The sequence below is a fragment of the Gordonia sp. YC-XJ4 genome (assembly GCF_059511865.1).
This window is the reverse complement of sequence record NZ_CM183447.1, coordinates 3690843-3705030: the sequence shown is the minus strand read 5'-3', so window position 1 is coordinate 3705030 and position 14188 is coordinate 3690843. Positions and strand designations below refer to the sequence as shown.

The following is a 14188-nucleotide window of genomic DNA, read 5'->3' as shown; positions in this document are numbered from 1 at the left end:
CACTTGCCCGGTGGCCCGGTCCGGTGGTGTGGTGGTCGAGGAGACCCCACCCCCGGACCGGGCCACCGTCATCTGTGGTCGGCGTGAGGGGTCTCCGACGGGGACCGTGGAATGGGGATCTCGGGCGTCGCTTGTTCTAGTTTCAATAGAACTATACAATCAGAGTGTGTTCATCCGAGTCGATCCCACCGATCGTTCGCCGATCTTTGCCCAGATCGCGGCGTCGGTTCGCGGCGCCATCGTCCGCGGTGACATCGGCGCCGGCGAACGGCTGCCCGCAGCTCGGGAACTGGCCGCCTCGCTGGACGTGAACGTCCACACGGTGCTGCGCGGCTATCAGATCCTGCGGGATGAGGGGCTCGTCGAACTGCGTCGCGGGCGGGGCGCGGTGGTGTCCGATCGCGCGCCGGAACAGGCCGAGATCGGTGAGGCCCTCGATCGGCTCATCGGGGTGGCGCAGCGGTGGGGACTCGGACCCACGGAATTGTCGGCAGAGATCACCAGGAGGATGTCATGACCGCGACAGCGTCGAAACCCACTCGGGAACAACGATTTCGGTGCGCGCTGGTGGGCGTGGTCCCGTCAGTCGTCATGCTGGGTGTCGCAGTGTCGTTGCTGTCGGCATGGCGTGGCGATCTTCCCGATCCGATGGCGTCACATTGGGGTACCGGGGGAGTCGACGGCACGAGCAGCATCGCCGGCGCGATCGTGACGGTGGTGGCCGTGTGTGTGCTCGCCGCTGCGCTGAACACCGTGGCGTCCCTCGCGATGTCACATCCCCGGCAGGTCCGGGCGAGCGTGGCGCTGATCAACTTTCTCGTGGTCGCGATCGCCGGGGTGATCCCCGCGGTGGCGGCAGGTCAGCGGGGAGTGGCCGCCGTCCACGACGTTGCCACACCGGTGGTGCCGATCCTGCTCACCCTTGCGATCGCGGCGGTCGTCGCGGCGGCGAGTTGGGTTCTCATCCCGCAGTGGGCCACCGCGGTCGGCGGGCCCGTGGGTGCGGTCCCCGCCGAAGACCTCGCTTCCGGAGAACGCTTCTATTGGCAACGCTCGGTGGGGAATTCGGTGGTCGCCGACGTCCTCTTGGCCGCCGCCGCGGTGGTGCTGGTCATCATCACCGCGGTGACCGGGGTGTGGTGGCTGCTGGTGGTTCCCGCCCTGATCGTCCTCGGCGCCGTCCTGATGGGAACCGTGCGGGTGCGGATCGATCGCAGTGCGATGACGGTGCGCGGCGCGCTGCCGTGGCCGCGCCAGGAGATCGCCATGGCCGACATCGTCCGTGCCGAGGTCATCACGGTGCACGCGTTGCGCGACACCGGCGGTTACGGCCGCCGTCTGGCCATCCGGGGAGAGGGCAAGGGCGCGTGGGGATTCGTGGTGCGCTCCGGTGAGGCCGTGATGGTGACTCGCACCGACGGCCGGCGCGACTTCGTCGTCGTCGACGATGCCGCGACCGCGGCCGGCCTGATCAATGCAGTGCTCGCCCAACGTCTGCCGGGCTGAGCGACTCTCAGCCGGGCGTGTCGACCGACACCGGCTCCGGCTGCGGGAGCTGGTCGCGCGGAACCAACGGTGCCGCGATCACCGGAGCCACCGCACTCGCGGCGAAGGCCAGCGGGAAACCGACCGCGGTGATGAGGGCGCCGAACAGCGGGGTGGTGGCGGCGGTGGCCAGATACTGTGCGGTGTTCTGGATGCCGAGACCACGTCCGCTCCAGCGCGGCCCGGCGAATTCGGCGATCGCGGTGAAGGCCAGGCCGTTGTCGGCGACGGAGACGATCGAGGCCACCATCATGACAACCACGCACACCGGACTGTCGGCCCAATCGGTCAGTGCCAGAACGCCCATCGCGACACCGGCGACCACGGCGATCAGCCGGATCGGCCGCATGCGGGACAACCATGCGTCCGACCATCGCCCGGCCGCGATGCGCCCCAGCGCGCCGAGCGTCTGAGTGATCGTCACGAGGACACCGGCCGTGGCCGGAGACCAGTGGCGGGCCACGATGAGCCAGGTCGGCACGAAGGTCCACAGCATCGACTGCGGGATCACCAGGAGCACGCTGACGGCGTGTACGCGTGCCAGGAACCAGCTGTCGCGGTACGGGTTTCGTGCTGGTGCGGCGGCGATCGAGCGAGCCGACGGCGGGTCGACGATGCCCAGGACGCACGCGAGCAACCCGAGCGCGGTCACCACGATGGGGACCACCAGCGCTGCGGCGATGCCGCGGTGTTGGGCGATCGCGGGCATGCTCAACGCGCACACCGCGATTCCCAGGGGTTGGGCCATCTGCCGGACGCCCATGGCCGTGCCGCGTTGGGCCGCGGGGAACCAGCCGACCACGATCCGGCCGCTGGCGCCGTTGGCGGCACCGGAGCTCAGGCCGCCGAGGAAGAGCAACGCCGCCAACACGGTGAACGGGGCCGATCGCCATGCCGCCACTGCCGTCGCGATCGCCGCCATCAAGGTCAGCGACAGCGAGATCGTCAGGATCACGCGTTCGCCGTGGCGATCGAGCAGGCTGCCCCAGCCGATGATGGCCATCATCAATCCGACCGTGGGAACCGCGGCGAGCACCGACGCCCGCGACACGCTCATGCCCTCGGCGTGCAGGGCGGGGATGAGGTAGGCGATCCCGGACACCACACAGGTGGTGGTCATCGCAGCGATCAGCGAGCACGCGAGCATCGTCCACCTGCGGGTGGTGCCGATGGTGTCGGGGGAATTCATGTCGCCTCCTCGAAGCTCTGTCGGGACTCGTCACGTCTCATAATATGAGAATTGACTCCCATATTTTAAAACCCGTGGTCGTCGGGATGCCAATCGACGTCCCGAAGTGTGGACAATGCCGGTGCGATACCCTCGGGCCATGCGTCTTGGTCGAATCGCCAGTCCCGATGGTGTCGCCTTTGTCTCGCTCGAGGATTCCGGCGACGGTGTCGTCGCCAAGGAGATCGCCGAGCATCCCTTCGGCACCCCGACGTTCACCGGTCGGAGTTGGCCGCTGGCCGATGTCCGATTGCTCGCGCCGATCCTGGCGACGAAGGTCATCTGCATCGGCAAGAACTACGCCGCGCATGCGGCCGAGATGGGGGGCTCGGCTCCCGAGAACCCGGTGATCTTCCTCAAACCGAACACCTCGATCATCGGGCCGGAGGTCCCCATCGTGCGCCCGCCGTCCTCGGACCGTGTCGATTTCGAGGGTGAGCTTGCCGCGGTGATCGGTCGTCCGTGCAAGGACGTCAAGGCCTCCGAGGCGGCCGGGGTCATCCTCGGATACACCGTCGCCAACGACGTGACCGCCCGCGATCAGCAGCAGGCCGACGGACAGTGGACACGCGGCAAGGGGTATGACACCTTCTGCCCGCTGGGGCCGTGGATCGACACCGCCTTCGATCCGTCGGATGCCGAGATCCGCACCGAACTCGATGGCGAGGTGCGCCAGCGCAGCCGAACCTCGTTGATGCTGCACGACATCGGCGCCATCGTCGAGTGGATCTCCCGGGTGATGACGCTGCTGCCCGGTGACGTGATCCTCACCGGCACCCCAGAAGGGGTGGGTCCGATGGTAGCCGGACAACGGGTTTCGGTGACCGTCGAAGGTCTGGGCACACTGAGCAATCCGGTGGTGGACAAGCCGTGACGGCACCGGTGAGCACCGCACGGATCAACGGGATCGACCTGTCCTACGAGGTCGCCGGCGAGGGTCCGCTCGTCGTGATGGTGATGGGCACCGGCAGCCCGGGCCGGGTGTGGAAGGCAAATCAGGAGCCGGCCCTGCGCAAGGCCGGCTATCGTGTCGCCCTGTTCGACAACCGTGGCATCGCCCCGTCCTCGGAGTGCGCCGCCGGGTTCACGCTCGAGGACATGGTGGCCGACACCGCCGGACTCATCGAGCATCTCGGTGGACCGGCTTTCGTCGTGGGGACCTCGTTGGGTGCCCGCATCACCCAGGAACTCACCCTGGCGCGGCCCGACCTCGTCCGCGGCGCGGTGATGTTGGCCACCTACGGCCGCAGCACGCCGCTGCAGGAAGCGATCTCGGCCGGCGAGCGCGCGCTCTACGACCAGAAGATCACCCTGCCTCCGGAGTACGAGGCCGCCATCACCGCGCACCTCAACCTGTCGCCGCACACCCTCGACGACGATCGGGCCGCACAGGACTGGCTCGACATCATCGGGTTCTCACCTCAGACCGTGACCCCCGGGGTGCGTGCTCAGCTCGGACTGCACCACCGGGAGGCCAATCGTCTCGACGCATACCGGCGCATCACCCGGCCCGCGCTCGTTGTCGGATTCGCCGACGATCGCACGTTGCCGGTCAAGCTGGCACGCGAGGTGGCCGAGGTGATCCCGGGAGCCGAGTACGCCGAGGTGGCCAAGGCCGGGCACTTCGGTTATCTCGAACAGCCGGCCGAGGTGAACCGGCTCATCGTCGACTTCTGCGACCGCCACCGGGACTGACTCCCCGGGTGGTCGGTTCGATACGCTGAGCCGCATGGCCAGTACCGATTCCGCCCGCCCCGATCCCGCAGGCTCCGACGCCGTGCGCGTCCGATTCTGCCCGTCCCCCACGGGTACCCCGCACGTCGGGATGGTGCGCACCGCGCTGTTCAACTTCGCGCAGGCGCGACACGACAAGGGCACCTTCGTCTTCCGCATCGAGGACACCGACGCCGCCCGCGACAGCCAGGAGTCCTACGACGCGATCCTGGAATCGTTGCGATGGCTCGGACTCGACTGGGACGAGGGCCCCGAGGTCGGCGGACCGTACGGTCCGTACCGGCAATCGGAGCGTCGTGGAATCCACCTCGACGTGGTGGCGCGTCTGTTGGCGGCGGGTGAGGCCTACGAGGCGTTCTCGACCCCGGAGGAGGTCGAGGCACGGCATCGCGCGGCCGGCCGGGACCCTAAGCTCGGTTACGACAACTTCGATCGCGACCTCACCGACGAACAGCGTGCCGCCTATCGCGCCGAGGGCCGCAATCCCGTTGTGCGCCTTCGCATGCCCGACCGTGACATCACCTGGGACGATCTCGTCCGCGGCGCCACGACGATCAAGTCGAGTACCGTTCCCGACTTCGCGTTGACCCGTGCGAACGGCGATCCGCTCTACACCCTCGTCAATCCCGTCGACGACGCGATGATGCGGATCACCCATGTGTTGCGCGGCGAGGACCTGTTCTCATCCACCCCGCGCCAGATCGCGTTGTACGAGGCGCTGATCCGGATCGGGGTGGCCGAGGCGGTGCCCGTCTTCGGGCATCTGCCGTTCGTCATGGGGGAGGGCAACAAGAAACTCTCCAAACGCGATCCGCAGTCCAACCTGTTCCATCACCGGGACCGCGGATTCCTGCCGGAGGGTCTGCTGAACTACCTCGCGCTGCTCGGCTGGGGGTACTCGCACGAGACCGATGTGTTCACCCTGGAGCAGATGATCGACAAGTTCGATGTCCGCGACGTCAACTCCAATCCCGCGCGGTTCGACCAGAAGAAGGCCGACGCGATCAACGCCGAGCACATCCGGATGCTCGAACTCGGTGATTTCGCCGCGCGGCTCAAGGCCTACCTCATCGAGCGCGGTCACCTGTCGGAGCCGATCGACGACGCCACCTTCACCGCCCTCGCCGAACTCGTGCAGACCCGAATCCAGGTGTTGGGCGACGCGTGGGCATTGATGTCGTTCTGCTACGTCTCCGACGCGGAGTTCACCATCGACGAGAAGGCCGCCGCCAAGAATCTCGGTGCCGACGCGGTGCCGGTCCTCGACGCCACCATCGCCGCCGTGGAGGGTCTGTCGTCGTGGCAGACGCCCGCACTGCACGACGCCCTCAACGCCGCGCTGGTGGACGATCTGGGCCTCAAACCGCGCAAGGCGTTCGGTCCGGTGCGGGTTGCGGTGACCGGGTCGCAGGTCTCGCCGCCGCTGTTCGAGTCGATGGAACTGCTGGGCCGCGACGTGAGCCTCGCGCGTCTGCGCGCGGCCCGGGAGTTGGCGGCAAAGTAGCCACTGACCAGGCGATTTGTGGTCCAGGGGTAGTGCTCTGCTAATCTATCGCAGGTTCTTTTCCGAGAGGAAAAGAGAAAACCTTGGGGTATGGTGTAATTGGCAACACAGCGGTTTCTGGTACCGCCATTCTAGGTTCGAGTCCTGGTACCCCAGCGACCACCAAGGTCTATGGCCCCGTCGTCTAGCGGCCTAGGACGCCGCCCTCTCAAGGCGGTAGCGCGGGTTCGAATCCCGTCGGGGCTACAGAGAAAGGCGCCCTTCCCGGTAATCCCGGGGAGGGCGCCTTTCGCTTGTGCAGCCGGGGATGTTATCGACGCCGGAGGCAGCAGTGCCTACAGATACTGGGCCGTCGATCCGGACACCGGCGTCTGTGGCAGACCGAGCTTGCGGTGATCCCAGGAGCGCGTCCGGCTTCCGGTGATGCGTACCGCGACGCGCTTGTTCATCATCTGCTCGACGAAGGGCATGGATTCCTCGGTGTACGGGGCGGTGTAGCGCTCCCACACCGAGATACCCACCTGCAGGCAGGAATCGGCGTCGTCGAGGATCTCCGCGGTGCCCTCGATGGCCACGCCGCGCAAGGTGTCGTAGGTGTCGCCGTCCTCGATGAGAACCGAACACCGATTGTTGCGCCGGAGATTGACGGCCTTCTGCGACTTGGCCTTCGTCTCGAACCAGATCTCGCCGTCGATGATCCCGTACCACATGGCAACGAGATGAATGCTGCCGTCGGGTCCGGTCGTAGCGAGGGTGGCGGTTCGGCTGCGGGCGATGAACTCCTCGATCTCGTCGGGACTCATCACGATCTGGGTGCGCTGGTTTGTGCCCATTGCCCGGTCACTTCCTCCTCATGCCCGCGACCGGAAACCCGTCCGCGGATTCCTGTGGTTCATCTCTGTGTGGTTCGTGCCTGTGGTTCCTCACCGACGCTAACCCAGTGGCCCTATCGGGCCGACACCAACCTCTTGTGGATGGCGTCGGCGGCGGCGAGCAGATCCGCGGCCCAGCGGGCCCCGGGCCGGCGTCCCATCCGGTCGATCGGCCCCGAAACCGAGATCGCGGCAACGACTTCGCCTGCCGCATCGCGTACCGGGGCCGAGACGCTGGCGACGCCCGCCGCACGCTCACCGGCACTCTGTGCCCACCCGCGTCGTCGGATGTCGTGCAGTGAGCGGTCGCTGAAGGCACTGTCGGCCAAGAGGTGTCGCTGTGTGCTCGTGTCGGCCCACGCCGCGAGGACCTTCGCGGCCGACCCGGCGGTCATCGGGAACCGGGTGCCCACCGGGACGGTGTCCCGCAGGCCGGTCGGTGGTTCCATCGCCGCGATACACACCCGCTCGGAGCCTTCGCGGCGATACACCTGGACCGATTCGCCGGTGATCTCCCGCAGTCGCGGCAGCACCATCAGTGCGGCCTCGCGCACCGGATCATGTGCCGAGGAGGCGAGTTCGCCCAAGGCCGGCCCGGGATACCAGCGGCCGGCGGCGTTGCGTGCGAGCAGGCGGTGCGTCTCGAGTCCCACCGCGAGTCGATGCGCGGTGGCCCGGGGCAGGCTGGTGCGTTCGCACAATTCCGTGAGATTGCACGGGGTCTCGGCGATGGCGCGCAGGACGGTGACCGACTTGTCGAGGACACCGATTCCGCTGCTGGGCTCCGATGCGCTATCCTTTCCCATAGGACGATACTAGCTGTCCAAATACTGAGATGCACGTCGGTCGGTGATCCGCAGCCCATTCCGGTCGCCGACAGCGACTTTGCCAGAGACGGATGCGAGTGCAGCCATGACGAACAACCCAGTCGGATCGAACAGCCCTGCGGGCGCGACATACAGCGCTGCGGACACCCCGAACACCCCAACGGGGCCACGCACTCTCGCCGAGAAGGTCTGGGACGACCACGTCGTCGTCCGCGGGGACGGGGCGTCGAAACCCGACCTGATCTACATCGATCTCCATCTGGTCCACGAGGTCACCAGTCCACAGGCCTTCGACGGTCTGCGGCTCGCCGGCCGTCCCGTGCGCCGGCCCGACCTGACGATCGCCACCGAGGATCACAACGTCCCGACGATCAAGACCGATCTCATCGCCGACCCGGTGTCGCGCACGCAGGTCGAGACCCTGCGTCGTAATTGCGAGGAATTCGGTATCCGGCTGCACCCCATGGGAGATGCCGAGCAGGGCATCGTGCACGTCGTCGGCCCGCAACTGGGACTGACCCAGCCGGGTATGACGGTGGTCTGCGGCGACTCGCACACCTCGACCCACGGCGCATTCGGTGCGCTGGCAATGGGAATCGGCACCTCCGAGGTCGAGCACGTCCTCGCGACCCAGACGCTGTCGCTGCGTCCCTTCAAGACCATGGCCATCACCGTCGACGGTGATCTGCCGACCGGCGTCACGAGCAAGGACCTCATCCTGGCCGTCATCGCCGAGATCGGTACCGGCGGCGGGCAGGGCTACGTCCTCGAATACCGCGGCTCGGCCATCGAGAAACTGTCGATGGAAGCGCGGATGACCATCTGCAACATGTCGATCGAGGCCGGCGCCCGCGCCGGGATGATCGCGCCCGACGCCGTCACCTACGAGTACCTGCGGGGCCGCCCCAACGCCCCCACCGGCGCCGACTGGGATGCGGCGGTGGCCTATTGGGATTCATTGCGCACCGATCCCGGCGCGGAGTTCGACGCCGAGGTCCGCATCGACGCCGCCACGCTCTCTCCGTTCGTGACCTGGGGAACCAATCCCGGCCAGGGCGCGCCACTGTCGGCGACGGTGCCCGATCCGGCCGACATGGGCGACGAAACCGCCTCCGGCGCAGCAGCCAAGGCGCTGCAATACATGGACCTCACGCCCGGCACCCCGCTGCGCGAGGTGGCCGTCGACACCGTGTTCGTGGGCTCGTGCACCAATGGACGGATCGAGGATCTGCGTGCCGTTGCCGAAATCCTCAAGGGCCGCAAAGTGGCAGACGGACTCCGGATGCTGGTGGTGCCCGGGTCGATGCGCGTGCGTGCACAGGCCGAGGAGGAGGGTCTCGGTGAGATCTTCACTGCCGCAGGCGCCGAGTGGCGTCAGGCCGGATGCTCGATGTGCCTCGGGATGAACCCCGACCAACTCGCCCCGGGTCAGCGCTGTGCGTCGACCTCCAACCGCAACTTCGAGGGCCGGCAGGGTAAGGGTGGGCGAACTCACCTCGTCTCACCGGCCGTGGCCGCCGCCACCGCGGTGCGCGGCACCTTGTCCTCGCCCGCAGACCTGTAGCGCCCCAGAAGTCTTGGCCTTCGGCGGGAACTCCCGGCGAGTCCCCGCCACACCTCTCATTCGCAGACCGGAGTCACATCATGGAACCCTTCATCGAGCACACCGGGATCGGCGTGCCGTTGCGCCGCAGCAACGTCGACACCGACCAGATCATCCCCGCCGTCTACCTCAAACGGGTCACCCGAACCGGATTCGAGGACGGACTCTTCGCCGGCTGGCGCTCCGATCCGGACTTCATCCTCAATGCCGATCCCTGGAATCGCGGTTCGGTCCTGGTCGCCGGACCTGACTTCGGGACCGGGTCGTCGCGCGAACATGCCGTCTGGGCGCTGTCGGACTTCGGTTTTCGGGTGGTCATCTCCTCCCGGTTCGCCGACATCTTCCGGGGCAACGCGGGCAAAGCGGGCCTGGTGGCCGCCCAGGTCGAGCAATCCGACGTCGAACTGCTGTGGAAGCGACTCGAGGAGCAGCCCGGCCTCGAAGTGACTGTGAGCCTTCCCGAGCGGACGGTGACCGCAGCAGACCTCGTGGTGCCGTTGACAATTGATGACTACACGCGGTGGCGTCTGATGGAGGGCCTCGACGACATCGGCCTGACATTACGGCAGGTAGACGCGATTTCCGAGTACGAGAACGGGCGGCCCGCCTTCAAGCCGGTGACCCTGCCGGCCTGAGTTCTGCTCCCGGGTTCGACCTCTCGGCAAGCCCCGAACGCCATCGACGGAACGTGTTAGCGGCCTGAAATTTTCGCAACACGTCCCGTCGATTGGCGTGGAAGATGGACGTTTTCGCCTCGGACGTTTACCGTGTGGGGTTAGCTGGCTATATCAGATACGGCCAGAACAGCTTGCGGAGGTATATCAATGAACAAGGCAGAGCTCATCGATGAGCTGACCAAGAAGCTCGACGCTGATCGCAAGACCGCGACCGAAGCGGTCGAGCTGATCGTCGACACCATCGTCCGCGCGGTGAACCGCGGCGAGAGTGTCACCATCACCGGGTTCGGTGTCTTCGAGAAGCGTCGTCGCGCACCGCGCGTCGCACGCAACCCGCGTACCGGTGAGACCGTGAAGGTGCGCGCCACCTCGGTTCCGGCGTTCCGTCCGGGCGCGCAGTTCAAGGCCGTCGTCGCCGGCAAGCAGAAGCTCTCGGCGACCGGTCCGGCCGTCAAGCGCGGAAGCGGTGCGGGCACCACCACCGCCGCGAAGAAGACCGCGGCGAAGAAGGCCCCGGCCAAGAAGACCGCGGCAAAGAAGGCTCCCGCCAAGAAGACCGCCGCCAAGAAGGCCCCGGCCAAGACCACTGCAACCAAGACCGCCGCCAAGAAGGCGCCGGCCAAGACCACTGCAGCGAAGAAGACGGCGGCCAAGAAGGCTCCCGCGAAGAAGACCGCGGCAAAGAAGGCTCCCGCCAAGAAGACCGCCGCCAAGAAGGCTCCCGCCAAGAAGACCACCCGGCGCTGAGCCCGCAACCGGGGCACACCCGGGGCGACCACGATCGCACTCACCCCTGACGAACTTCCCTCGTCAGGGGTGAGTTGCTGTGTGGGGCTCCGCCATCGACGAGTTGCGGTCGGCTCAGTGGTGACGAGTCGCCTTCGGCTCAGTGATCGAGAAGCGGGAGAGGAGAATCGATGTGGTCGGCCGCCACCAGAGTGCCGGCGAGTGCCGAGAGCACCCACACACTTCCCTTGCGGTTGCGCGCCTTCGGCAAAGTGAGACCGTCGTGCTCGGCCCACCACTGCATCAGCGGCGGAATCACCTTGCCCTGACTACACACCGCACGCACCCGCCCATCCCCGGGCTCGGCGAGTTCCCTGATCCGCGCACGGGCCGGCGCCGGGTCGTCGGCATAGGCCGCCTCCGACAACGTGGGTTCCTCGATGATGGTGCCCCCGAGACGATCTCGGGTCGGGGCGAGAGTCTCGACACAACGCACCGGATTCGCACTGTGCAGTTCGCTCACCCCGAACGCCGCCAGCAAGGGCACCAGCGCCTGCGCCTGCTCCCGACCCACCGCGTCGAGAGGACGCGTCCGGTCCTCACCCCGATACCGAGAACGGCTGCCCGCACGCGCATGCCGCACCAGCAGCAACGTCGTGAGCTCGACGGGTAACCGCGTGAACTCCTCCAGCACGGAACGATCCAACCGGTAGCTCAGGCGATCCGCCGCCTGCTCCGTCGACAACCAATCCAGCTCGTCTACCTCATGATTGGCCTCGAAGCGCCCACCCACCGACTCCGCCGACCAGTACCGAACATGCTTGCGGCCGTGCGGCAGATCGTAGGACACCGTCGTCAGCAGCCGACCCAAACGCACCACATGCCCAGTCTCCTCGTCGATCTCCCGGACAGCGGTATCGATCAGGGTCTCACCGGCGTCGAGCTTGCCCTTGGGCAACGTCCAATCGTCATACCGCGGGCGGTGCACCACCCCGATCTGCACCGTCCCCTTCGATCGGCGCCACAACACCCCACCGGCCGCCCAAATGGTCCTGGCGGGAGCGCTCTTCTGCGAATCCGACTTGCCCGACTTGGACATCGCCTCGTCTACACCTCTGCTCTTGTCGACACCCGTGAACCCCTGGGACGCGGGCGATCGTAACCGACCACGGTTACCGGACGGTGTCGACCCACCCCTGCGGTGTCATGCGCCCGAGTCCCGGCGGGATCATGCGCCCGAGTCCCGGCGGTGTCATGCGCCCGAGTCCCGGCGGCGATTCCGCCGCATCATCTGTCGCTGATGATCGCGCACCTCTTCACCCGCGGCGGGGGAAGCCACCCAGCTACCGTCGGAATGCAGCACCCAGCACCGGGTTCGCGGATCGAGCGCGGAGGAGAAGATGTCGGCGAGTTCACCGGTGAGGCGCTCATCGCGCACCTGCACCATCACCTCGATCCGACGATCGAGGTTGCGGTGCATCATGTCCGCGCTGCCGATCCAGTACTCGTCCTGCGCCCCGAAATGCATGATGCGCGAATGCTCCAGGAACTGTCCCAGGATCGAGCGCACCACGATGTTGTCACTCACACCCGGCATCCCCGGCCGCAACGCGCAGATCCCGCGTACCACGATCTCCACCGGAACTCCGCTCTGCGAAGCCCGATACAGGGCGTCGATAACCTGCTCGTCGACGAGTGCGTTGGCCTTCAAACGAATCCGCGCACGCGCGTCGCCCTCGTGATGAGCGAGGATCTCCCGATCAATCCGTTCGACAATCCCCGAACGGATGCCGTTCGGGGCGACCAAGATGTTGCGGTACTCGGTCTTTCGCGAGTAACCGGTCAGCGTGTTGAACAGATCGGTCAGGTCGGCGCCGATATCCGGTGCGGCGGTGAGCAACCCGACGTCCTCGTACAGCCGGGCGGTCTTCGGGTTGTAGTTGCCCGTCCCGATGTGGCAGTAGCGCTTGATCGTCGAACCCTCACGCCGCACCACCAGGCAGGTCTTGCAATGCGTCTTCAGGCCGACCAGACCATAGACGACGTGGACACCGGCCTGCTCGAGTTGACGCGCCCACTTGATGTTGGCCTGTTCGTCGAAGCGCGCCTTGATCTCCACGAGCGCCACGACCTGCTTGCCTGCCTCGGCGGCGTCGATGAGCGCGTTGACGATCGGCGAATCCCCGGACGTGCGGTACAGCGTCTGCTTGATCGCCAACACGTGCGGATCGGCAGCAGCCTGTTCGATGAACCGCTGGACGCTGGTGGAGAACGAGTCATAGGGATGATGGACGAGCACGTCGCCTTCGCGCAGAGTGGAGAAGACACTCTTGGGTGTCTCGCGTTCCCCGAACGCCGGATGCGTTGCGGGAACGAACGGACGATCCTTCAGGTGCGGACGATCCAGACCGTAGATCTCGAACAGCGAGGACAGATCGAGCAATCCGGGTACCTGGATGACATCGGCCGGATTGACGTCGAGTTCCCGCAGCAGCAACTCGAGCATGTGCTCGCTCATGTCGTCGGCAACCTCGAGACGCACCGGTGAACCGAATCGGCGACGGGCGAGTTCGCGTTCGAGAGCCTGCAACAGGTCCTCGTCGCGATCCTCCTCGACCTCGAAATCGGCGTTACGGGTGATCCGGAAGACGTGATGCTCGACGATCTGCATCTCCGGGAACAGGTGTTCCAGATTCGCGGCGATGAGGTTTTCCATCGGCAACAGCACGGCCGGGTGGTGGCCGCGGCCGTCGGCCACCGCCGACCCGGGCGCGAGCTGGTCGACGCGCACGAAACGATTGACGTTGTCGGGCACCTTGACTCGCGCGAAGTGCTCGCCGCCCTCGTTCGTGTCCTTCACCGTCACCGCCAGATTCAGCGACAGTCCGGAGATGTAGGGGAACGGATGGGCCGGATCGACGGCGAGCGGGGTGAGTACCGGGAACACCTGCTCGTGGAAGTGCTCCACCATCCGCTTCTGCTGATCGGCATCGAGCTCCGACCACGACACCACGTGAATTCCGTTGTCCGCCAAGTCGGGTCGCACCGAATCGAGGAACACGCGAGCATGCCGGTCGGCAAGGGTCTGGGTGCGCCCGGCGATGCGCAGCAACTGCTCGCGGGGGGAGAGTCCGTCCGCGGACCGCACCGACAGACCGGTCTCGTCGCGGCGTTTGAGCCCGGCGACCCGCACCATGAAGAACTCGTCGAGATTCGAGGCGAAGATCGCAAGGAACTTCGCGCGCTCGAGCAACGGCAGCGACGTGTCCTCGGCGAGTGCGAGCACACGCGAATTGAAGTCGAGCCAACTGAGTTCGCGATTCAGATAGCGGTCCTCGGGCAGATCGGCCGATTCGTCTGGTGCCAGGGTGGCCGCCGGCGGGGCGCCGGGGATCGCGGTGAGTGGCTGGGTCGAGGTGTCGTCTGCGGGGCTCACCGCTCAATCATGACGCATCGGTCCGGCGAGCCGCAG

The 14188-nt window shown here is 66.6% G+C and carries 13 protein-coding genes and 2 tRNA genes; 10 read left to right on the top strand and 5 right to left on the bottom strand.

Translation table 11 applies throughout. The features are described 5' to 3' along the window. The first annotated feature begins 166 nt into the window (after positions 1 to 166). Positions 167 to 517, top strand: coding sequence for a GntR family transcriptional regulator (locus AC5ZH6_RS16505; RefSeq protein WP_014360520.1), 351 nt, complete (start codon positions 167 to 169; stop codon positions 515 to 517). Beyond that, on the top strand, positions 514 to 1506 hold the full coding sequence (locus AC5ZH6_RS16500) for a hypothetical protein (RefSeq protein ID WP_288337498.1): 993 nt from the start codon (positions 514 to 516) through the stop codon (positions 1504 to 1506). Before AC5ZH6_RS16505 ends, AC5ZH6_RS16500 begins: the two co-directional genes overlap by 4 nt. Positions 1507 to 1513: 7 nt before the next feature. Here the strand turns inward: AC5ZH6_RS16500 and AC5ZH6_RS16495 are convergent, their stop codons facing one another. Next, positions 1514 to 2734, bottom strand: a complete 1221-nt coding sequence (locus AC5ZH6_RS16495; protein WP_288337497.1) for an MFS transporter — start codon at positions 2732 to 2734, stop codon at positions 1514 to 1516. A 139-nt stretch (positions 2735 to 2873) separates the two neighbouring features. On the opposite strand from AC5ZH6_RS16495, the gene AC5ZH6_RS16490 reads away from it, so the two are divergent. From AC5ZH6_RS16490 to AC5ZH6_RS16470, 5 genes are all read left to right on the top strand, one after another. Continuing rightward, positions 2874 to 3647: a fumarylacetoacetate hydrolase family protein gene (locus AC5ZH6_RS16490; RefSeq protein WP_006371028.1), complete on the top strand. Its 774-nt coding sequence runs from the start codon at positions 2874 to 2876 to the stop codon at positions 3645 to 3647. Next, positions 3644 to 4468 (top strand): alpha/beta fold hydrolase, encoded by an 825-nt coding sequence (locus AC5ZH6_RS16485; RefSeq protein ID WP_006371029.1) that lies wholly within the window; start codon positions 3644 to 3646, stop codon positions 4466 to 4468. Before AC5ZH6_RS16490 ends, AC5ZH6_RS16485 begins: the two co-directional genes overlap by 4 nt. 34 nt (positions 4469 to 4502) lie before the next feature. After that, complete coding sequence (gene gltX, locus AC5ZH6_RS16480) at positions 4503 to 6011, top strand: glutamate--tRNA ligase (protein WP_006371030.1); 1509 nt, start codon at positions 4503 to 4505, stop codon at positions 6009 to 6011. Positions 6012 to 6095: 84 nt separating this feature from the next. Continuing rightward, positions 6096 to 6167 (top strand) — tRNA-Gln (locus AC5ZH6_RS16475). A 17-nt stretch (positions 6168 to 6184) separates the two neighbouring features. Further along, a tRNA-Glu gene (locus AC5ZH6_RS16470) sits at positions 6185 to 6257 on the top strand. Positions 6258 to 6346: 89 nt separating this feature from the next. On the opposite strand, the gene AC5ZH6_RS16465 is transcribed toward AC5ZH6_RS16470, so the two are convergent. Both AC5ZH6_RS16465 and AC5ZH6_RS16460 read right to left on the bottom strand, forming a co-directional pair. Continuing rightward, entirely contained in the window at positions 6347 to 6844 is a 498-nt protein-coding gene (locus AC5ZH6_RS16465; protein WP_288337496.1) for a PPOX class F420-dependent oxidoreductase, read from the bottom strand. 113 nt (positions 6845 to 6957) lie between these two features. After that, positions 6958 to 7689 (bottom strand): IclR family transcriptional regulator, encoded by a 732-nt coding sequence (locus AC5ZH6_RS16460; RefSeq protein WP_006371032.1) that lies wholly within the window; start codon positions 7687 to 7689, stop codon positions 6958 to 6960. A gap of 106 nt (positions 7690 to 7795) precedes the next feature. Between AC5ZH6_RS16460 and leuC the strand changes: the two genes are divergently transcribed. From leuC to AC5ZH6_RS16445, 3 genes are all read left to right on the top strand, one after another. Further along, positions 7796 to 9274, top strand: coding sequence for a 3-isopropylmalate dehydratase large subunit (leuC, locus tag AC5ZH6_RS16455; RefSeq protein ID WP_288337495.1), 1479 nt, complete (start codon positions 7796 to 7798; stop codon positions 9272 to 9274). Between the two features lie 80 nt (positions 9275 to 9354). Then, the gene (gene leuD / locus AC5ZH6_RS16450; protein WP_288337494.1) at positions 9355 to 9948 is read left to right on the top strand and encodes a 3-isopropylmalate dehydratase small subunit; all 594 of its coding nucleotides are present in this window, start codon (positions 9355 to 9357) and stop codon (positions 9946 to 9948) included. Between the two features lie 189 nt (positions 9949 to 10137). Continuing rightward, a complete protein-coding gene (locus AC5ZH6_RS16445; protein WP_006371035.1) occupies positions 10138 to 10737 on the top strand; it encodes an HU family DNA-binding protein in 600 nt (199 codons plus the stop codon). A gap of 139 nt (positions 10738 to 10876) precedes the next feature. On the opposite strand, the gene AC5ZH6_RS16440 is transcribed toward AC5ZH6_RS16445, so the two are convergent. Both AC5ZH6_RS16440 and AC5ZH6_RS16435 read right to left on the bottom strand, forming a co-directional pair. Further along, entirely contained in the window at positions 10877 to 11815 is a 939-nt protein-coding gene (locus tag AC5ZH6_RS16440; RefSeq protein ID WP_211544443.1) for a bifunctional NUDIX hydrolase/histidine phosphatase family protein, read from the bottom strand. A gap of 153 nt (positions 11816 to 11968) precedes the next feature. After that, positions 11969 to 14152 (bottom strand): RNA degradosome polyphosphate kinase, encoded by a 2184-nt coding sequence (locus AC5ZH6_RS16435; protein ID WP_211544445.1) that lies wholly within the window; start codon positions 14150 to 14152, stop codon positions 11969 to 11971. Positions 14153 to 14188 lie beyond the last annotated feature (36 nt).